This is a genomic window from Pseudomonas sp. A125 (genome assembly GCF_055409485.1).
In genome coordinates, this window is sequence record NZ_JBUZVP010000010.1 from 32,109 (window position 1) to 51,576 (window position 19,468).

Annotated in this window: 18 protein-coding genes; 7 read left to right on the forward strand and 11 right to left on the reverse strand. The window is 61.2% G+C overall.

Annotated elements, in window-relative coordinates; translation table 11 throughout:
• Positions 1-96: 96 nt before the first annotated feature.
• From ACZRN6_RS15345 to ACZRN6_RS15355, 3 genes are all read right to left on the reverse strand, one after another.
• Positions 97-372: an HU family DNA-binding protein gene (locus tag ACZRN6_RS15345; protein ID WP_003213368.1), complete on the reverse strand. Its 276-nt coding sequence runs from the start codon at positions 370-372 to the stop codon at positions 97-99.
• 191 nt (positions 373-563) lie between these two features.
• Positions 564-1,712, reverse strand: coding sequence for an NAD(P)/FAD-dependent oxidoreductase (locus ACZRN6_RS15350; protein ID WP_322148420.1), 1,149 nt, complete (start codon positions 1,710-1,712; stop codon positions 564-566).
• 41 nt (positions 1,713-1,753) lie between these two features.
• Positions 1,754-1,921: a rubredoxin gene (locus ACZRN6_RS15355; RefSeq protein ID WP_003213373.1), complete on the reverse strand. Its 168-nt coding sequence runs from the start codon at positions 1,919-1,921 to the stop codon at positions 1,754-1,756.
• Positions 1,922-2,117: 196 nt separating this feature from the next.
• On the opposite strand from ACZRN6_RS15355, the gene ACZRN6_RS15360 reads away from it, so the two are divergent.
• On the forward strand, positions 2,118-2,681 hold the full coding sequence (locus ACZRN6_RS15360) for a chorismate--pyruvate lyase family protein (RefSeq protein WP_322148421.1): 564 nt from the start codon (positions 2,118-2,120) through the stop codon (positions 2,679-2,681).
• On the forward strand, positions 2,681-3,571 hold the full coding sequence (gene ubiA, locus ACZRN6_RS15365) for a 4-hydroxybenzoate octaprenyltransferase (RefSeq protein ID WP_464008333.1): 891 nt from the start codon (positions 2,681-2,683) through the stop codon (positions 3,569-3,571). The genes ACZRN6_RS15360 and ubiA overlap by 1 nt, the downstream gene beginning before the upstream one ends.
• Positions 3,572-3,604: 33 nt before the next feature.
• Here ubiA and ACZRN6_RS15370 read toward each other — a convergent pair whose 3' ends face one another.
• Positions 3,605-3,985, reverse strand: coding sequence for a COG4315 family predicted lipoprotein (locus tag ACZRN6_RS15370; RefSeq protein ID WP_322148425.1), 381 nt, complete (start codon positions 3,983-3,985; stop codon positions 3,605-3,607).
• 152 nt (positions 3,986-4,137) lie between these two features.
• On the opposite strand from ACZRN6_RS15370, the gene phoB reads away from it, so the two are divergent.
• From phoB to ACZRN6_RS15385, 3 genes are all read left to right on the forward strand, one after another.
• A complete protein-coding gene (gene phoB, locus ACZRN6_RS15375; RefSeq protein WP_003195617.1) occupies positions 4,138-4,827 on the forward strand; it encodes a phosphate regulon transcriptional regulator PhoB in 690 nt (229 codons plus the stop codon).
• Positions 4,828-4,870: 43 nt separating this feature from the next.
• Complete coding sequence (phoR, locus tag ACZRN6_RS15380; RefSeq protein WP_416152098.1) at positions 4,871-6,193, forward strand: phosphate regulon sensor histidine kinase PhoR; 1,323 nt, start codon at positions 4,871-4,873, stop codon at positions 6,191-6,193.
• 124 nt (positions 6,194-6,317) lie between these two features.
• Positions 6,318-7,658 (forward strand): hemolysin family protein, encoded by a 1,341-nt coding sequence (locus ACZRN6_RS15385; RefSeq protein WP_076013189.1) that lies wholly within the window; start codon positions 6,318-6,320, stop codon positions 7,656-7,658.
• 210 nt (positions 7,659-7,868) lie between these two features.
• Here ACZRN6_RS15385 and ACZRN6_RS15390 read toward each other — a convergent pair whose 3' ends face one another.
• The 7 genes from ACZRN6_RS15390 to ACZRN6_RS15420 all read right to left on the reverse strand — a co-directional run bounded on the left by ACZRN6_RS15390 (position 7,869) and on the right by ACZRN6_RS15420 (position 17,532).
• The gene (locus tag ACZRN6_RS15390) at positions 7,869-8,765 is read right to left on the reverse strand and encodes a response regulator (RefSeq protein ID WP_464008334.1); all 897 of its coding nucleotides are present in this window, start codon (positions 8,763-8,765) and stop codon (positions 7,869-7,871) included.
• A gap of 124 nt (positions 8,766-8,889) precedes the next feature.
• Complete coding sequence (phoU, locus tag ACZRN6_RS15395; protein ID WP_464008335.1) at positions 8,890-9,651, reverse strand: phosphate signaling complex protein PhoU; 762 nt, start codon at positions 9,649-9,651, stop codon at positions 8,890-8,892.
• 72 nt (positions 9,652-9,723) lie between these two features.
• On the reverse strand, positions 9,724-10,557 hold the full coding sequence (pstB, locus tag ACZRN6_RS15400) for a phosphate ABC transporter ATP-binding protein PstB (protein WP_065883786.1): 834 nt from the start codon (positions 10,555-10,557) through the stop codon (positions 9,724-9,726).
• Positions 10,558-10,733: 176 nt separating this feature from the next.
• Complete coding sequence (gene pstA / locus ACZRN6_RS15405) at positions 10,734-12,404, reverse strand: phosphate ABC transporter permease PstA (protein ID WP_322148430.1); 1,671 nt, start codon at positions 12,402-12,404, stop codon at positions 10,734-10,736.
• Between the two features lie 15 nt (positions 12,405-12,419).
• On the reverse strand, positions 12,420-14,453 hold the full coding sequence (locus tag ACZRN6_RS15410) for an ABC transporter permease subunit (protein WP_464008384.1): 2,034 nt from the start codon (positions 14,451-14,453) through the stop codon (positions 12,420-12,422).
• Positions 14,454-14,940: 487 nt separating this feature from the next.
• Positions 14,941-15,927 (reverse strand): phosphate ABC transporter substrate-binding protein PstS, encoded by a 987-nt coding sequence (locus tag ACZRN6_RS15415; protein ID WP_017135798.1) that lies wholly within the window; start codon positions 15,925-15,927, stop codon positions 14,941-14,943.
• A 315-nt stretch (positions 15,928-16,242) separates the two neighbouring features.
• Positions 16,243-17,532 carry an MFS transporter gene (locus ACZRN6_RS15420; protein WP_322148431.1) on the reverse strand — a complete coding sequence of 430 codons (1,290 nt, stop codon included), beginning with the start codon at positions 17,530-17,532 and terminating at the stop codon, positions 16,243-16,245.
• Positions 17,533-17,989: 457 nt separating this feature from the next.
• Between ACZRN6_RS15420 and ACZRN6_RS15425 the strand changes: the two genes are divergently transcribed.
• Together ACZRN6_RS15425 and ACZRN6_RS15430 are read left to right on the forward strand one after the other, a co-directional pair.
• On the forward strand, positions 17,990-18,394 hold the full coding sequence (locus ACZRN6_RS15425; protein WP_003176975.1) for an acyl-CoA thioesterase: 405 nt from the start codon (positions 17,990-17,992) through the stop codon (positions 18,392-18,394).
• A gap of 58 nt (positions 18,395-18,452) precedes the next feature.
• Positions 18,453-19,352 (forward strand): D-hexose-6-phosphate mutarotase, encoded by a 900-nt coding sequence (locus ACZRN6_RS15430; protein WP_464008336.1) that lies wholly within the window; start codon positions 18,453-18,455, stop codon positions 19,350-19,352.
• Positions 19,353-19,468 lie beyond the last annotated feature (116 nt).

Below are 19,468 nucleotides of genomic sequence, written 5' to 3' on the forward strand. Positions count from 1 at the left end.
GCTGGCTGCCGCCCAACAAAAAAGGGCACCCGACCCAGTCGGCATGCCCTTTTTTTCATCCCGCGCTCGCTCTATGCGTCGCGCGTTTTTTGTTTCTTAAGGATTGACGCTGTCTTTGAGCGACTTGCCTGGCTTGAACGCAACGGTGTTGCTCGCCTTGATTTTTACCGGCTCGCCAGTTTGCGGGTTTTTGCCGGTGCGGGCGCCGCGATGGCGCTGCAGGAAGGTGCCGAAGCCGACCAGGGTGACGCTGTCCTTGCGATGCAGCGCGCCGGTGATTTCTTCGAGTACGGCGTTGAGTACGCGGTTGGCCTGCTCTTTGGTCAGGTCTGCTTTTTCAGCAATAGCGGCTGCGAGTTCTGGTTTACGCATAAGTGAAGCCTCTTTGACGGTTTTTTGTTGTTATGTCCGTGCTGCTCTCTTTCGGAGCAGCGCCCAAGGCGCCGCAGGCTCTACTCTGCGGCAGACGGGAGTGAGGATGGCATGCCCTCGGGGCCTGCGCCAGTCTCACGGCGACCTTTCTACGGTCAAGATGATGCTTATTCCGACAGAACGACCGGTATTTACGCCAGCAACGGCGGAAGTTCTTTGTTGAGGGCCAGTTTTTCCATCACAGCCGTGCCCGTCAGGGCGTAACCCAGCAGCCGGCCGCTGGCGTCGCGGCACAATGCCTTGATGTCGGCGCCCTGCCCTTCGACACTCCACACGCCTTCGGCGCCCCGTGGCGGGGGCGAAACAACCAGCGGGCAGATCGGGGTTTTTACCGTGACGGGCATCGGGCCATAGCTGACCGCCGTCGCGTTGCCCGCCAAGGTCTGGGCCAGGGCGCGGGCGCAGCTCATCAAGGGCATCACGTACAGCAGGTTCAGGCCATCGACCTCGGCGCAGTCACCCAACGCGTAGATGTTGGCGTGGGAGGTCTTGAGGTGGCGATCGACCATGATCCCACGGTTGATCTGCAACCCGGCAGCCGCAGCCAGGTCGACACGCGGGCGCAGGCCGATGGCAGACACCACCAGGTCGCACTGGATCACTTCGCCATCAGACAAGTGCGCTTCCAGGCCATCAGCGTTGCGTTGCAGGCGGTTGAGCACCGGGCCCAGATGGAAGCGAGCGCCCAGGCTTTCGAGCCCGGCTTGCACCGCCGCCGCTGCCGCCGGGTGCAGCAGGGTCGGCATGACTTGCTCACATGGCGCCACCAGGTCGATCTCGTAGCCGCCCAGGATCAGGTCGTTGGCGAACTCGCAGCCGATCAGCCCGGCGCCGAGCAACAGCACCCGGTGTTTTCCGGCCGCCGCGGCACGAAAGCGTGCGTAGTCTTCAAGGTCATTGATCGGGAAAACCAGGTCAGCAGCGTCGCCTTGTACCGGCACCCGTACGGTTTCTGCGCCCCAGGCCAGGATCAGGTCGCGGTAGGCCACCGCCTCCTCACCGATCCACAAGCGCTTGTGGCCCGGGTCGATGCCGCTGATGCGGGTGTGGGTACGCACTTCGGCCTTCAATTGCTCGGCCATGGCGCCCGGTTCAGCCATGCTCAGGCCGTCGGCTTCCTTGTTCTTGCCAAAGCCGGTGGAGAGCATGGGCTTGGAGTAGGAGCGCCCGTCATCTGCGGTGATCAGCAACAGCGGGGTGTCGCTATCAAGCTTGCGAAACTCCCGAGCCAGGTTGTAACCGGCCAAACCCGTGCCGACGATCACGACAGGTGCGTTCATTCCTTTCTCCTTGTAGTACGGTTCTTGAGTTGCTTCTTGAATCAGCCGATTTCGATCATTTCGAAATCCATTTTGCCCACGCCGCAATCCGGGCACAGCCAGTCTTCGGGAACGTCCTGCCACAGGGTGCCCGGCGCGATGCCGTCATCCGGCCATCCGTCTTTCTCGTCGTAGATCAGGCCACAGACAACACATTGCCACTTCTTCATTACTCGCTTCCTCAGGGTCCAGGCGTGTTGGCCGACGGTCGATAGATGCAACCTTGCCGTGCGGCTCAGGGCGTTTTGTACTGATCGGCACGCGCAGATGCAAGCATGATCGACGCATGGGCCTGGCGCGCCCCGGCAAAAGACCAGGGCACCATGGTAAGCTCGCCGCCTCATTAACTGCCAATAATGACCCTCCGTGCCGCATTCAAACGCCCTTCCCGATGCTTGCCGATGGCTGACCCAGAGCCTTCTGAGCCCACTGCCCGCGCCGCTGACACTCAACTGGCTGTTCGACGAAGGATCGCTGACCCGGCGCCTCACGCGCCTGTCGGCTGACGGTTTCAGCGTGACGCCGCTGTTCGAAGGCTGGCAGGCGCTGCGAGACGACGAATGCGCCACCCTCGACCTGCCTGTCGCCAGCATCGGCTGGGTGCGCGAGGTGTATTTGCGTGGCCATGGCCAGCCGTGGGTATTCGCCCGCAGCGTGGCGGCCCGCAGCGCCTTGCAGGGTGACGGTTTGCACATGGATGAGTTGGGTAGCCGGTCGCTGGGGGAGCTGCTGTTTTGTGACCACGCCTTCACGCGCCAAGCCATCGAGGTGTGCCGCTACCCTCGGGAATGGCTGCCCACGGCAGACCAGGCCGATAACCTGTGGGCGCGCCGCTCGCGCTTTGATCGCGGGCCGTTGAGCGTGCTGGTGGCCGAAATCTTCCTGCCGACCTTGTGGCAAGCCGTGCATGACCACCCGGAGAATTGCTGATGTACCAGCGCCTGCTCAAATCCCTCAATCACCTGAACCCCAGGGCCTGGGACTTCATCCAGCTCACCCGGATGGACAAGCCCATCGGTATTTATCTGCTGCTGTGGCCCACGCTGTGGGCGCTGTGGATTGCCGGCAAGGGTTCGCCCTCGCTGCTCAACATCGTGATTTTTGTGCTCGGCGTGGCACTCACCCGTGCTGGCGGTTGTGTGATCAATGACTGGGCCGACCGCAAGGTCGACGGCCACGTGAAACGCACCGAACAGCGCCCGCTGGTGAGCGGCAAGATCAGCTCGAAAGAGGCGCTGGCGTTCTTCGCGGTGCTGATGTTCATCAGTTTCCTGCTGGTGCTGCTGACCAATTCCATGACGATCTGGCTGTCTCTGGGCGGCCTCGCGCTGGCCGCCAGCTACCCGTTCATGAAGCGCTACACCTATTACCCGCAAGTAGTATTGGGAGCGGCGTTTTCCTGGGGCATGCCGATGGCGTTCACCGCCGAGACCGGCAGCCTGCCAGCGGCGGCATGGCTGCTGTACATCGCCAACCTGTTGTGGACGGTGGGTTACGACACGTATTACGCCATGACCGATCGCGACGATGACCTGAAAATCGGGGTCAAATCCACCGCCATTTTGTTTGGCGATGCCGACCGGGTGATCATCCTGACGTTGCAGGGCCTGGCACTGGTTTGCCTGTGGCTGGCGGGGATGCGTTTTGAGCTGGGCGGCTGGTTCCACCTGGGTTTGCTGGCGGCTGCCGGGTGTTTTGCCTGGGAGTTCTGGTACACCCGGGACAAGGACCGGCTCAAATGCTTCAAGGCGTTTTTGCACAACCACTGGGCCGGCTTGGCGATTTTTGTCGGCATCGTGGCCGACTACGGGTTTCGGTGAGAGGCCACGCCTCTCACCATTCCGCGCATTCAGTCAGGGCTTGGCGACCTTCCAGGCGCCGTCCATTTTGCCTTCGCCGGTCATGTCACCGGCCTTCTTGTCCATGACAAAAGTGTAGAGCGGCTTGCCGCTGTAGGCCCATTGGCTTTTCTGGTCGTCACGGGTGATGACGGTCCACTTGCCCATGGGCTTGTCGGTGGACTCAGCCATCAGCGGCGGCCAGTTGGTGGCGCACTTGTCGTTGCACATGGACTTGCCATCGGCATCCTTGGCAAAGGTGTAGAGGGTCATGCCTTTGTGGTCCACCAACATCCCATCCTTGGTCATTGCCGGGTCTGCCGCAAAGGCCAGTGTCGGCAGCGTTAACGCGGCCGTTACCAGCAGGGTTTTCCAGGAAAAAGTACTGTGCGTCATGGGAACCTTCCTTTTGTGGTTGTCAGGATTCGGACCCAAAGCGTAGTCCAGAGAGGCGACGATTGCCCAAGCGACTAAATTACTGTCACACGACTGCAATAATTCCGTTATCTAATGCGGCGCAAGACAGTTAAATGACAAGAGGATTTAGCATGGTTGGCAGGAGCATTCTGATCGTTGACGACGAAGCGCCCATTCGCGAGATGATCGCCGTTGCGTTGGAAATGGCCGGCTATGACTGCCTGGAGGCGGAGAACTCCCAGCAGGCCCATGCCATTATCGTCGACCGCAAGCCGGACCTGATCCTGCTGGACTGGATGCTGCCCGGCACCTCCGGCATCGAGTTGGCCCGGCGCCTTAAGCGTGACGAGCTGACCGGGGACATCCCGATCATCATGCTCACCGCCAAGGGCGAAGAGGACAACAAGATCCAGGGCCTGGAAGTCGGCGCTGATGACTACATCACCAAGCCCTTTTCCCCACGGGAACTGGTCGCCCGCCTGAAGGCCGTATTGCGCCGTGCCGGCCCGACCGATGGCGAAGCACCGATCGAAGTCGACGGCCTGATCCTGGACCCGATCAGCCACCGTGTGACCATCGACGGCAAACCCGCCGAGATGGGCCCGACCGAATACCGCCTGCTGCAATTTTTCATGACCCACCAGGAGCGTGCCTACACCCGCGGCCAACTGCTGGACCAGGTATGGGGCGGCAACGTGTATGTGGAGGAACGCACCGTCGACGTGCATATCCGCCGCCTGCGCAAAGCCTTGGGCGACGCCTACGAGAATCTGGTACAAACCGTGCGCGGCACCGGCTACCGGTTTTCAACCAAAGGCTGAACCACACCGAACTGCCCAGACAGCTGAAAGGACGCGTGTTTAAGTGAATCAAAACTGGCATGGCACCCTGATCCGCCACATGCTCCTGTTGATCACCGGCTGCCTGCTGGTGGGCCTGGTCAGCGGCTATTACGGCTGGAGCCTGGCCGTCGGCGTCGGTATCTACCTTGGCTGGACCCTCAAGCAATTGCTGCGTCTGCACGAGTGGCTGCGCCAGCACAAATCCGATGAAGCACCGCCCGACGGCTATGGCCTGTGGGGCGAGGTGTTCGACAGCATCTACCACCTGCAACGCCGCGACCAACGTGTACGCGGGCGCCTGCAGGCGGTGATCGATCGGGTGCAGGAGTCTACGGCTGCGCTCAAAGATGCAGTGATCATGCTCGACAGCGACGGCAACCTGGAATGGTGGAACCGCGCCGCAGAAACCCTTCTGGGTCTCAAGACGCCCCAGGACAGCGGCCAGCCGGTGACCAACCTGGTGCGCCACCCGCGCTTCAAGGAGTACTTCGAGCAGGACAATTACGAAGAAGCGCTGGAGATCCCCTCGCCGACCAACGACCGCGTGCGTATCCAGCTGTACCTGACGCGCTACGGCAATAACGAACATCTGATGCTGGTGCGTGATGTCACGCGCATCCATCAGTTGGAACAGATGCGCAAGGATTTCGTTGCCAACGTCTCCCATGAACTGCGCACGCCGCTGACAGTGATCTGCGGCTACCTGGAGACACTACTCGATAACGTCGACGACGTGAACCCGCGCTGGAGCCGTGCCCTGCAGCAGATGCAGCAGCAAGGCGCACGCATGCAAACCCTGCTCAACGACCTGCTGTTGCTGGCCAAGCTGGAAGCCACTGACTACCCCTCGGACAACCACCCGGTCCCGGTGGAAAGCCTGTTGCAGACCATCAAGAGCGACGCGCAGGCCCTGTCCGGGCAGCGTGAACAGCAAATCACCCTGGAAGCCGACCCCTCGATCCTGCTCAAGGGCAGCGAGGGCGAGTTGCGCAGCGCCTTTTCCAACCTGGTGTTCAACGCCGTCAAATACACCCAGGACAAGGGCAACATCCGGATCCGCTGGTGGGCCGATGACCAGGGCGCACACCTCAGCGTGCAGGACTCCGGCATGGGCATCGACGCCAAGCACTTGCCGCGCCTCACCGAGCGTTTCTACCGCGTCGACTCCAGCCGCAACTCCAACACCGGCGGCACCGGGCTGGGCCTGGCCATCGTCAAGCATGTGCTGCTGCGCCATCGCGCACGGCTGGAAATCAGCAGCGTGCTGGGCCATGGCAGCACCTTCACCTGCCATTTTCCGCCGGCCCAGGTGACGCGTTCACGGGTCATTCATCAGGACGAGTGACCCTCCACCCGGCAGCCGCCACTAGGCAAGCGCCCCGTCAGCCGCTACATTGGCTGACTTGTGCCTGCCTTTCAGGCCCACCTGCTCACCCTTTTTGATTAGACGGAACCCGCAAAACCCAATCATGGACCCTTCCCCTGGCATCACCCTCGCGACACTCTTCGCCGACTTCGGCATGATTCTTTTTGCACTGATACTGGTACTGCTCAACGGCTTTTTCGTTGCGGCGGAATTTGCCATGGTCAAATTGCGCTCGACCCGGGTCGAGGCCATCGCCCATAAAAACGGTTGGCGCGGGCAGATCCTGCGCACCGTACACAGCCAGCTCGACGCGTACCTGTCGGCCTGCCAGTTGGGTATCACTCTCGCCTCCCTGGGCCTGGGCTGGGTCGGTGAGCCGGCCTTTGCGCACATCCTCGAACCATTGCTGGGCGCGATCGGCGTGCAGTCGCCGGAAGTGATCAAGGGCGTGTCGTTCTTTGCCGCCTTCTTCGTGATCTCGTACCTGCACATCGTGGTCGGTGAACTGGCGCCCAAGTCCTGGGCGATTCGCAAGCCCGAGCTGCTGTCGCTGTGGACCGCCGTGCCGCTGTACCTGTTCTACTGGGCCATGTACCCGGCGATCTACCTGCTCAACGCCAGTGCCAACGCGATCTTGCGCATCGCCGGCCAGGGCGAGCCTGGCCCGCACCACGAGCACCATTACAGCCGTGAAGAACTCAAACTGATCCTGCACTCCAGCCGTGGCCAGGACCCGAGCGACCAAGGCATGCGTGTATTGGCCTCCGCCGTGGAAATGGGCGAACTGGAAGTGGTCGACTGGGCCAACTCCCGCGAAGACCTGGTGACCCTGGACTTCAACGCCCCGCTCAAGGAAATCCTGGCGCTGTTCCGCCGCCACAAGTTCAGCCGCTACCCGGTGTACGACGCGGTACGCAACGAGTTTGTCGGCCTGCTGCACATCAAGGACCTGCTGCTGGAACTGGCGGCCCTGGACCACATCCCCGAGTCGTTCAACCTGGCCGAACTGACCCGCCCGCTGGAGCGCGTATCTCGCCATATGCCGCTGTCGCAGTTGCTCGAGCAGTTCCGCAAGGGCGGCGCGCACTTCGCCCTGGTGGAAGAAGCCGACGGCAAGATCATCGGCTACCTGACCATGGAAGACGTGCTGGAAGTGCTGGTGGGCGACATCCAGGACGAACACCGCAAGGCCGAGCGCGGCATCCTCGCGTACCAGCCGGGCAAGCTGCTGGTGCGTGGTGACACGCCGCTGTTCAAGGTGGAGCGTCTGCTGGGCGTCGACCTGGACCACATCGAAGCCGAAACCCTCGCCGGGCTGATCTACGACACCCTCAAGCGGGTGCCGGAAGAGGAAGAAGTGCTGGAAGTCGAAGGCCTGCGGATCATCATCAAGAAGATGAAAGGGCCGAAGATCGTGTTGGCCAAGGTGCTGCTGCTGGATTAAGCCTTACCGCGTGCCCAATGCAAAATTGGGCAACGCCTGCATCGGCTGGTTATGTGGCGAGGGAGCTTGCTCCCGTTGGGGCGCGAAGCGTCCCTGATAAAGTCACTGCAGTTCTGCAGAACAGACCGCGCCAAAGTGTTCGGGGCTGTGCAGCCAACGGGAGCAAGCTCCCTTGCCACAGGTAAAGCGTTAACCTTGGCTGGCTACCGGTCACGCACCCGGCACAAAATGCTTCTGTGCGGTCCCGCGGGCGATCAGCCGCGAGATGTAATCAAGCTTCTGTGCATCCTGGTCGATAAACCGGAAGGTCAGTTGCAGCCAATCACTGTCAGGCTTGGGTTCGTAGGCCACGACGGCATGCAGGTAGCCGTTCAAACGCGCGATCTCGGCGTTGTCGCCCTGCTCAAGGTCGAGCACGGCGCTTTCCAGTACCTGAGGCAGGACTTCGCCGCGACGCACCACCAGCAGCGCCTCCTTGATGCTCAACGCCTTGATCACACATTGCTGGGTGCCGCTGGACAAACGCAGTTGGCCCTGGCCACGGCCACCCGCCGGCGACGGTGCAGGGGCCAGCACCGGGGGGCTGTTGAGCAAGCCCTTGCTCGGCGTGGCCACCGGGGCCGGCTTGACCGCTTCAGGCTTGCCACCTGTCAGGGCGCTGAGGGAATCATTGCCGAATGCCGAGTTCATCTTGGTCGGCGCGCTGGCGATCAGTGCGTCGAGGCGGCCGATCTTGTTCAGCGCCTGCTTGACCTTATTCAATAACTGCTCGTTGGTGAACGGCTTGCTGACGTAGCCGGAAACCCCGGCCTGGATCGCCTGCACCACGTTTTCCTTGTCACCACGGCTGGTCACCATGACAAACGGCATGGCTTTGAGATGAGGCTGCTCGCGGCACCAGGTCAACAGTTCCAGGCCGGACATTTCCGGCATTTCCCAGTCACACAGCACCATATCGAAGGTTTCGCGCATCAGGATGGCCTGGGCCTTTTTGCCGTTCACCGCATCTTCGATCTTGATCCCCGGGAAGTAGTTGCGCAGGCACTTCTTCACCAGGTCGCGAATAAACGAGGCGTCATCCACCACCAATACACTGACTTTGCTCATCGACCCTTCATCCTATAAAAACCCCGGCAAGCATAACGCTTCGCTGATGGCATTTTGCCAAAAATTCCAACACCACAAACGAAAACGCCCGGCCAAAGGCCGGGCGTTTATTTCTCGGGCAATCTTACTTATCGTCAGGAACGCCCGGAACATTAGGGATTTGATCGGCTGTGCCTTCAACTTCGGCTTTCATGCGTTTGAGGCCCATGTGCCGCACGTCGGTACCGCGCACCAGGTAGATCACCAGTTCCGAGATATTGCGCGCGTGGTCGCCGATGCGCTCCAGCGAACGCAGCACCCAGATGATGCTCAACACCCGCGAGATAGAGCGCGGGTCTTCCATCATGTAGGTCGCCAGTTCACGCAGGGCGGTCTTGTATTCACGGTCGATGATCTTGTCGTACTGGGCCACCGACAACGCCAGTTCGGCGTCAAAGCGGGCAAACGCGTCGAGGGCATCGCGGACCATGTTGCGCACCTGATCGCCGATGTGGCGCACTTCGACGTAGCCACGCGGCGCTTCGCCTTCTTCGCACAACTGGATGGCGCGGCGGGCGATCTTGGTGGCTTCGTCGCCGATGCGCTCAAGGTCAATCACCGACTTGGAGATGCTGATGATCAACCGCAGGTCTGAGGCTGCCGGCTGACGACGGGCCAGGATGCGCAGGCATTCTTCGTCGATGTTGCGTTCCATCTGGTTGATCTGGTCATCGATCTCGCGCACTTGCTGGGCCAGGCCCGAGTCGGCCTCGATCAGCGCGGTGACCGCATCGTTGACTTGCTTCTCCACCAGCCCGCCCATGGCCAGGAGGTGGCTGCGCACTTCCTCAAGCTCGGCGTTGAACTGCGCGGAGATATGATGGGTAAGGCTTTCTTTGCTAATCATGTTGGCGTCCTTGGAACGTCCAGTAAGGTGCGGTCGACCGCAGCATCAATTCAGGGAGCAACTCAGCACCTGCTAGCCATAACGACCGGTGATGTAGTCTTCGGTCTGCTTCTTCGCCGGGTTGGTGAACAGGGTATCGGTGTCGCCAAATTCCACCAGCTTGCCCATGTACATGAACGCGGTGTAGTCGGAAACCCGCGCCGCCTGTTGCATGTTGTGGGTCACGATCACGATGGTGAACTTGGATTTGAGTTCGTAGATCAGCTCTTCGACTTTCAGCGTGGAAATCGGGTCGAGTGCCGAGCACGGTTCATCGAGCAGCAGCACTTCCGGCTCTACGGCGATGGTGCGGGCGATCACCAGGCGTTGCTGCTGGCCGCCGGACAAACCCAAGGCCGACTCGTGCAGACGGTCCTTGACCTCATCCCACAGGGCCGCGCCTTTCAACGCCCATTCAACGGCTTCATCGAGGATGCGTTTTTTGTTGATGCCCTGGATGCGCAGGCCGTAGACCACGTTTTCGTAGATGGTCTTGGGGAACGGGTTGGGCTTCTGGAACACCATGCCGACCCGGCGTCGCAGCTCGGCAACGTCTTCGCCCTTGCGGTAGATGTTGGTGCCGTACAGGTTGATCGCGCCCTCGACGCGGCAGCCGTCCACCAGGTCGTTCATCCGGTTGAAGGTGCGCAGCAAGGTCGACTTGCCGCAGCCGGACGGGCCGATGAAGGCCGTCACGCGCTGCTTGGGGATGTTCATGCTGACGTCGAACAGCGCCTGCTTGTCGCCGTAGTACAGGCTCAGGCCCGGGACTTCGATGGCCACGGTTTCCTGGGCCAGGCTCAGGCTCTGCTTGTCGCGACCCAAGGCTGACATGTTGATGCCGTGGGAATGGGTTTCATGTTGCATGGGATGCTCCCTGTGCTACCAATTCGTTTCATTGAACCGCCCGGGGCGGCTTACTCAAAATCTGTGTCTAGCGCCAACCCTGTGGGAGCTGGCTTGCCTGCGATGGCATCACCGCGCTGTACCTGTTCAACCGAGTCGCCTGCATCGCAGGCAAGCCAGCTCCCACAGGTGCCCGCTTAACTGTCCAGTGCTTTGTATTTTTCGCGCAGGTGGTTACGAATCCACACCGCCGACAAGTTGAGCGTGGCGATCACCAGCACCAGCAGCAAGGCGGTTGCGTACACCAGCGGCCGCGCGGCCTCGACGTTGGGGCTCTGGAAGCCGACGTCATAAATATGGAAGCCCAGGTGCATGATCTTCTGGTCCAGGTGCAGGTACGGGTAGTTGCCGTCCACCGGCAGCGACGGCGCCAGTTTCACCACACCCACCAGCATCAGCGGCGCCACTTCACCGGCGGCGCGGGCCACGGCGAGGATCATGCCGGTCATCATCGCCGGGCTGGCCATCGGCAGCACGATCTTCCACAGCGTTTCCGCCTTGGTCGCGCCCAGTGCCAAAGAACCTTCACGCACGGTACGAGGAATCCGCGCCAGGCCTTCTTCGGTGGCCACGATCACCACCGGCACGGCCAGCAGCGCCAGGGTCAGGGACGCCCAGAGCAGGCCCGGGGTACCGAAGGTCGGCGCCGGCAGGGCTTCAGCAAAAAACAGCCGGTCGAGCGAGCCGCCCAGTACGTAGACGAAGAAGCCCAGACCAAACACGCCGTAAACAATGGCAGGAACACCGGCCAGGTTGTTCACCGCGATACGGATGATGCGGGTCAGGGTGTTCTGCTTGGCGTACTCACGCAGGTACACCGCCGCCAGCACGCCGAACGGGGTCACGATCATCGCCATGATCAGGGTCATCATCACGGTGCCGAAGATCGCCGGGAAAATCCCGCCTTCGGTGTTGGCTTCCCGTGGGTCGTCGCTGAGGAACTCCCATACCTTGCTGAAGTAGAAGCCGACCTTGGTCATGTAACCCATGGCGTTCGGCTGGTAGGCATGCACCACCTTGCCGATGCCGATTTCCAGCTCTTTGCCGTTGGCATCACGAGCGGTGAGGCTGTCGCGATTGAACTGGCTGTGCAGGTCGGCCAGGCGGGCCTCAATGTCCTTGTAGCGGTTATTCAGTTCGGCGCGGCCGCTGTCCATGTCGGCCTGGGCGGTGGCGTCCAGCTTGCCTTCCAGCTCCAGTTTGCGACCGTGCAGGCGGATGCGTTCAAGGCCGGCGTTGATCGCGCCGATGTCGGACTTCTCAAGGGTCTTGAGTTGGGCCGCGAGCTTGTTGACGCGGTCGACACGGGCTTGCAGTTCCGGCCAGGCGGCCTCGCCTTCAGCGATGACCTTGCCGTCCTGCTTGACGTTGACCAGGGTGCCATAGAAGTTGCCCCACTCACGACGCTCGATGGCCATCAACTCGACAGGCTTGGTCTGGTTGGTCAGCCACTCGCCGACGACCCAGGTGAAGTCGTTGCCGTTCAAGTCACGGTTACCGACCTTGATCAGCTCGCGGGTCATGAATTCCGGGCCTTGGTCGGGCACCGGCAAGCCAGCGCTTTTCAGGCGCTCGCGGGGCACTTGTTCTTTCTGCACCACTTCGCCGATGACGATATGGTTTTCCTGGCCCGGCACGTTGTAGCTGGCCTGGATCAGGTCGGCCGGCCAGAAGTGGCCCAGGCCACGCACGGCAATCACGGCCAGCAAACCAATGGTCATGATGACCGCGATGGACACCGCGCCACCGCTGATCCAGACGCCCGGGGCGCCGCTCTTGAACCATCCATTCAGGGAGTTCTGTTTCACAGACTTCTACCTTTCTTAAAGCGACGAGTATTTCTTGCGCAGACGCTGACGAATCAGCTCGGCGAGGGTGTTCATGATGAAGGTGAACAGCAGCAGCACCAGCGCCGAGAGGAACAGCACGCGGTAGTGGCTGCCGCCGACTTCCGACTCGGGCATTTCCACCGCGACGTTGGCCGCCAGGGTGCGCAGGCCTTCAAACAGGTTCATCTCCATCACCGGGGTGTTGCCGGTGGCCATCAGCACGATCATCGTCTCACCGACCGCGCGACCCATGCCGATCATCAGCGCCGAGAAAATGCCCGGGCTGGCGGTTAGGATGACGACGCGCGTCATGGTCTGCCACGGCGTGGCGCCCAGGGCCAGGGAGCCCAGGGTGAGGCCGCGCGGCACGCTGAACACGGCGTCTTCGGCGATGGAATAGATGTTCGGGATCACCGCAAAACCCATGGCCAGGCCCACGACCAGGGCGTTGCGCTGGTCGTAGGTGATCCCCAGGTCGTGGGAGATCCACATGCGCATGTCGCCGCCGAAGAACCAGGTTTCCAGGTACGGGCTCATGTACAGCGAGAGCCAGCCCACAAACAGGATCACCGGGATCAGGATCGCGCTTTCCCAGCCATCCGGAACCCGCAGGCGGATCGACTCAGGCAGGCGACTGAAGACGAACCCGGCCACCAGGATGCCAATCGGCAGCAGCATCAGCAGGCTGAAGATCCCCGGCAGATGCCCTTCGACATACGGCGCCAGGAACAGGCCGGCGAAGAAACCGAGGATCACCGTCGGCATTGCTTCCATCAATTCGATCACCGGCTTGACCTTGCGGCGCAGGCTCGGGGCCATGAAGTAGGCGGTGTAGATCGCAGCGGCAACCGCCAGTGGCGCCGCCAGCAGCATGGCGTAGAACGCGGCCTTCAGGGTACCGAAGGTCAGGGGCGCCAGGCTCATCTTGGGTTCGAAGTCGGTGTTGGCGGCGGTCGATTGCCAGACGTATTTAGGCTCGTCGTAGTTTTCGTACCAGACCTTGCTCCACAACGCGCTCCAGGACACTTCCGGGTGCGGGTTGTCCAGCAGCAGCGGTTGCAGCTTGCCACCGGCTTCGACGATCACCCGGTTGGCCCGTGGCGACATGCCGAACACGCCGGTGCCTTCGACAACCGGGTCCACCAGCAAGGTGCGGTGGGCCGTGCTGTGGAACACGCCGAACTTGCCGGAGGCGTCGAGGGCGGTGAAGCCCTTGCGACGTTCTTCAGCGGTGATTTCAACGATAGGCGCGGTGCCCATCTGGAAGGTACGGATCTGCTTCAGGCGTTGCTCGCCGTCCGGGTCGCGGGCCATGAACCACTGCGCCAGGCCACCGCTGGAGTTACCGATGATCAGCGAGATGCCGCCCACCAGTTGGGTGCTGGCGGTGACTTGTGCGACGCCGTCTTCCAATAGTTTGTAGCGGCCATTGAGGCTGTTGTCCCGCAGGCTGAAAACGTCGGCCTGGGCACGGCCGTTGATCACGTACAGCCACTGCTGGCGCGGATCAACAAAGATGGCTTTCACCGGCTCGGTCATTTGCGGCAGCTCGATGCGCTTCTGCTCGGTGGTGACTTCCTCGGTCATCATGTTTTCTTCACGGCTGATCGACAGCACGTTCAGGTGTGCCCCACTGGAACCGGCTACTACCAGCGTCGAGTCAGTGGCGTTCAAGGCCACGTGCTCAAGCGGGCGACCTTGTTCGTCGAGCACGATCGGCGTTTCGCCGTAAGGGTATTCGATGGCGGGCGAGATGGTCTTCTTGCCGTCCGGGTACGACACTTTATAGGTGTGGCGGAACACCAGGGACTGGCCGTTGGACAGGCCGAGGATCACCAGCGGGCTGCCGGGCTGGTCTTCACCGATGGAGGCGACCGTGACACCCGCCGGCAATGGCAGGTCAACGCGCTTGAGCTCGGCACCCGTGTCAACGCTGAAGAACAGTGCCTGGCCCTTGTCGGAAACGCGCATGGCGACCTGGTTCTGTTCTTCCATGGAGATCATCAGCGGCTTGCCGGCGTCCTGCAGCCAGGCCGGCGTCAGGGCGTCTTCCTTGGTCAGGTTGGCGCCGTGGAACAACGGCGCGACCACGTAGGCAAGAAAAAAGAAGATCAACGTGATCGCGCCCAGGACGGCAAGGCCGCCGATCAGCACGTACCAGCGGGTTAGGCGATCCTTTAGCGCGCGAATGCGGCGCTTGCGTTGCAGCTCAGGCGTATTGAAATCAATGCGCTTGGGGGGAGAAGTCGTCGTCATGGTGGAATTGGCCAGATCATTCATGCGCACACCCTAGCGGTCCTGTATGACAGAAAGATGACAATGCAGTGACGCAAGAAATCCGCCGCGTAGCAGGGCTGGCAGCGGATTAAAAAATTGATGGTGTAGGCCGGGCTTGTGTGGGAGCGGGCTTGCCCGCGATGGCATCAACACGATTTCAACCTTGAACCGCGTCGCCAGCATCGCGGGCAAGCCCGCTCCCACTTAAAAGCCTGCCCCTACACAGGGTATTACAGGCTTAGTTGCCTTCTTTCAGGCCCAGGTCAGCCAGTGCCTTGGCGGCAACTTTGGCTGGCAGCGGGATGTAGCCGTCTTTCACTACCACTTCCTGGCCCTGTTTGGACAGAACCAGCTTCACGAACTCGGCTTCCAGCGGGGCCAGAGGCTTGTTCGGCGCTTTGTTGACGTAAACGTAGAGGAAGCGCGACAGCGGGTATTTACCGTTCAGGGCGTTTTCTTCGCTGTCTTCGATGAAGTCAGTGCTGCCTTTCTTGGCCAGGGCCACGGTTTTCACGCTGGCGGTTTTGTAACCGATGCCCGAGTAACCGATGCCGTTCAGCGAGGAGCTGATGGACTGCACAACCGACGCCGAACCAGGTTGTTCGTTCACGTTAGGTTTGTAGTCGCCTTTGCACAGGGCTTCTTCCTTGAAGTAGCCGTAGGTGCCGGATACCGAGTTACGACCGAACAGTTGCACTGGCTTGTTGGCCAGGTCGCCGGTCACGCCCAGGTCGCCCCAGGTCTTGACGTCAGCCTTGGCGCCGCACAGACGCGTCGAGGAGAAGATCGCGTCGACTTGCTCCATGGTCAGGTGCTGGATCGGGTTGTCCTTGTGCACGAACACGGCCAGGGCATCCACGGCAACCGGGATAGCGGTTGGCTTGTAGCCGTACTTCTGCTCGAAGGCAGCGAGTTCGGTGTCCTTCATCTTGCGGCTCATCGGGCCCAGGTTGGAGGTGCCTTCAGTCAGCGCAGGAGGTGCGGTGGCGGAGCCGGCGGCCTGAATCTGGATGTTGACGTTCGGGTATTCCTTTTTGTAACCCTCAGCCCACAGGGTCATCAGGTTTGCCAAGGTATCGGAACCAACGCTGGACAGGTTGCCCGACACACCAGTGGTCTTCACGTAAGCCGGAATCGCCGGGTCAACACCAGCGGCTACCGCGTTAGCGGTCGCAACGCCAGCAGCGACAAAAGTCATTGCCGCCATCAAACGTTTCAGTTTCATGCCTTGCTCCTAGCAGATAGGGATAGTTGGATCGGGGCCAAGTATCGGTAGGCCGTGTGAACACTCTATGTCTGGAATATGACAATTAGATGAAAGGCCAGCATTTATGAAAAAGCTGACAGGAAGGGGAAAGATCAATAAATCCGGGGCTTGCGAGGAGGTTGGAGCGATTTCGTGGAAACAATCTGTAATCGTTGTAAGGCAAAATCTGTGGCGAGGGAGCTTGCTCCCGTTGGGTCGCGTAGCGGCCCCAAAAATGGAACTGCTGCGCAGTTCAACGGGAGCAAGCTCCCTCGCCACAAGGTTATCTGTCAGTCAGCGGCCGCGTTTCCACAGGTAAGCACCCACCAGCATCCCCATCGTGCAGATCACGGCCACGTAGTATGCCGGGCCCATCGGGCTTTCCTTCATCAGCAGCGACACCACCAGCGGCGTCAGGCCGCCGAACACGGCATACGCTACGTTGTAGGAGAACGACAGGCCGCTGAAGCGCACAACTGGCGGGAAGGCTTTCACCATCACGTAGGGCACAACGCCCACTGTGCCGACAAACAGGCCAGTCAGGGTGTACAGCGGGAACAGCCACTCAGGGTGGCTGGCGAGGCTGTGATACAGCGTCCAGGAAGTCGCCAGTAACAGCGCGCAACCCGCGATCAGCACACGGCCCGCACCGAAGCGATCCGCCAGGGCACCGGCGATGATGCAACCGATGCTCAGGGTGACAATGGCCAGGCTGTTGGCTTGCAGCGAAACGGTCGGGCTGAAGTGGTAGACGGTCTGCAACACCGTCGGGGTCATCAGGATGACGACGACGATGCCGGCCGAGAGCAGCCAGGTCAGCAGCATCGACAGCACGATGGCGCCACGGTGGTCACGCAACACGGCGCGCAGTGGCAGTTCAGCCGCCAGGGTCTTGCGCTGCTGCATTTCGGCAAAGATCGGGGTTTCGTGCAGCCAGCGCCGCAGGTACACCGACAGCAGGCCAAACACGCCGCCCAGCAGGAACGGGATGCGCCAGGCGTAATCCGACACCTGCTCCGGGCTATAAAGGGTGTTGATGGCAGTCGCCACCAGTGAACCCAACAGGATGCCGGCCGTCAGGCCGCTGGTGAGGGTGCCGCAGGCATAACCGATATGACGCGGCGGCACATGCTCGGAAACGAACACCCACGCGCCCGGTACTTCACCGCCGATCGCCGCGCCCTGGATCACGCGCATCAGCAGCAACAGGATCGGTGCCCACAGGCCGATCTGCGCGTAGGTCGGCAGCAGGCCCATGATCAAGGTAGGCACGGCCATCATGAAGATGCTCAGGGTGAACATCTTCTTGCGCCCCAGCAGGTCGCCGAAGTGCGCCATGATGATCCCGCCCAGCGGCCGCGCCAGGTAGCCGGCGGCGAAGATGCCGAAGGTCTGCATCATGCGCAGCCATTCGGGCATGTCCGCGGGGAAGAACAGCTTCCCGACCACCGTGGCAAAAAATACGAAAATGATGAAGTCGTAGAACTCCAGCGCACCGCCCAAGGCAGACAGCGACAGGGTTTTGTAGTCGTTGCGGGTCAGCGGGCGCGAAGGTTGCGCACTGCTTGCGGGCACGGAGGACATGGCAAGGCTTCTCTTATAGTAGTCAGGACGGCAAGCCCGGGACTTGCGGCAGGCTTGGCAAGATAGCAAATCGCTTGAAAAAGCACAGCGTTGGGCAGTTAACAGTTCAGTTCAGCGAAATATTCCCGTAGCAGACGTGCAATTAACTTGAGCAGGAGCACAGTTGCCGGAAAAAGCCGCGATACAGCGTCTATTTACCGACCAAATGAGCGTCGGGAGGTCGTCGCGGCGCCGACGGCTCGATATACTCGGCCCTTGCAAGCGCCAGACCCGCATCCTTGAGGGGCTGCTGTGCCAAAACGCCGTTGGCCGCCCGCCAGCCGATTTGGCAGAGTTTCCCTTTAGTACGCCTTACGAGAAACGCATCGAGCGGTGTATGTTGGTGCTGAAACGTTTTTCCAGAAGACGGCTATCCACTTGAAATACCCATGAAGCGTCACGGGTCAGAGGCACCGGCATGATCGAACTCGAACAAGAAGATCCTATCCCGCAAGGCGATCTCGCCCTGCAAATCACCGCACTGCCGCGTGAAACCAACGGTTTCGGCGACATCTTCGGCGGCTGGCTGGTCGCGCAGATGGACCTGGCCGGCACGGCCATGGCGAGCAAGGTTGCCGGTGGCCGTGTGGCGACCGTGGCGATTGATCGCATGGCGTTCCTGGTACCGGTGGCAGTCGGCGCGCAGTTGTCCTTCTATACCCAGGCCCTGGAAATCGGCCGCAGTTCGATCCAGATGATGGTCGAAGTGTGGAGCGATGACCCGCTCTCCAGCGAATGGCGCAAGGTGACCGAGGCGGTGTTTGTGTTCGTTGCCATCGACGGCAGCGGTCGCACCCGGTCGGTTCCGTCGCGGGCGCGTTAAACATCTCGATGTTTTGACGGTCCATTGCCCCATTGTCTGCCATTGAGAGCGCGCGCCTATGTCTACACCCAACGTTGAAACCGTAAAACTGGATGAGCTGAACGCTTGGCGCATCCGCCACAACGGCGCCGAATTGGTGGTAGCCCAGCAAGGCGCGCACATCGTCAGTTACCAGCGCACGGGCGAGAAGCCGCTGATCTGGCCTAACGACCACGTGGTGTTCAAGAAAGGCAAAGGCATTCGTACCGGCGTGCCGGTGTGCTGGCCGTGGTTTGGCGTGTTCGACCGCAACCCGCACAGCGTGAAAGCCATGTACCAGGGCGACGAGCCGGCGGGCGCCCACGGTTTCGTGCGAACGGCGAACTGGACGCTGGTTGGCGTTGAGGCTGAAGGCACGGCAGTGCGGGTTGAGCTGGAACTGCCGGTGCCTGAAGGTGGTTTCCCGGGCTGGCCGCATCAGGTTGACCTGAAGATGAGCCTCCTGCTGGATGATCAACTGCACATCCGCCTGACCAGCCACAACCGTGGCACCGAGACCGTCAGCCTCAGCCAGGCACTGCACAGCTACTTTGCAGTCAGCGATGTGCGCAACGTGCAAGTCGAAGGTCTGGACGGCCTGGCCTATATCGATACCGCCGAAGGTTGGAGCCACAAGCAACAATCGGGGCTGCTGCACTTTACCGCCGAGACCGACCGCATCTATCCAAACACGCCAGCCCAACTGCACATCGTCGATAAAGACTGGCAGCGCCGCGTTCAGCTCACCAGCACAGGCTCGCGCTCGACGGTGATCTGGAACCCCTGGACCGAGCGCGCCAAGGCCTTCAGCGACATGGCCGACGACGGCTGGCAAGGCATGTTATGCATCGAGACGGCGAACGTGCTGGACGATGTGGTGACACTGGCGCCAGGTGAAAGCCATACCTTGGGCGTGAGCATCGCCGGTATTGCCCTGTAAACCGATTCCAATGTGGGAGCTGGCTTGCCTGCGATTGCGCAGTGTCAGCCAACAGAGATGTCGACTGTCAGGCCCTCACCGCAGGCAAGCCAGCTCCCACATTTTGAATCGTGTCG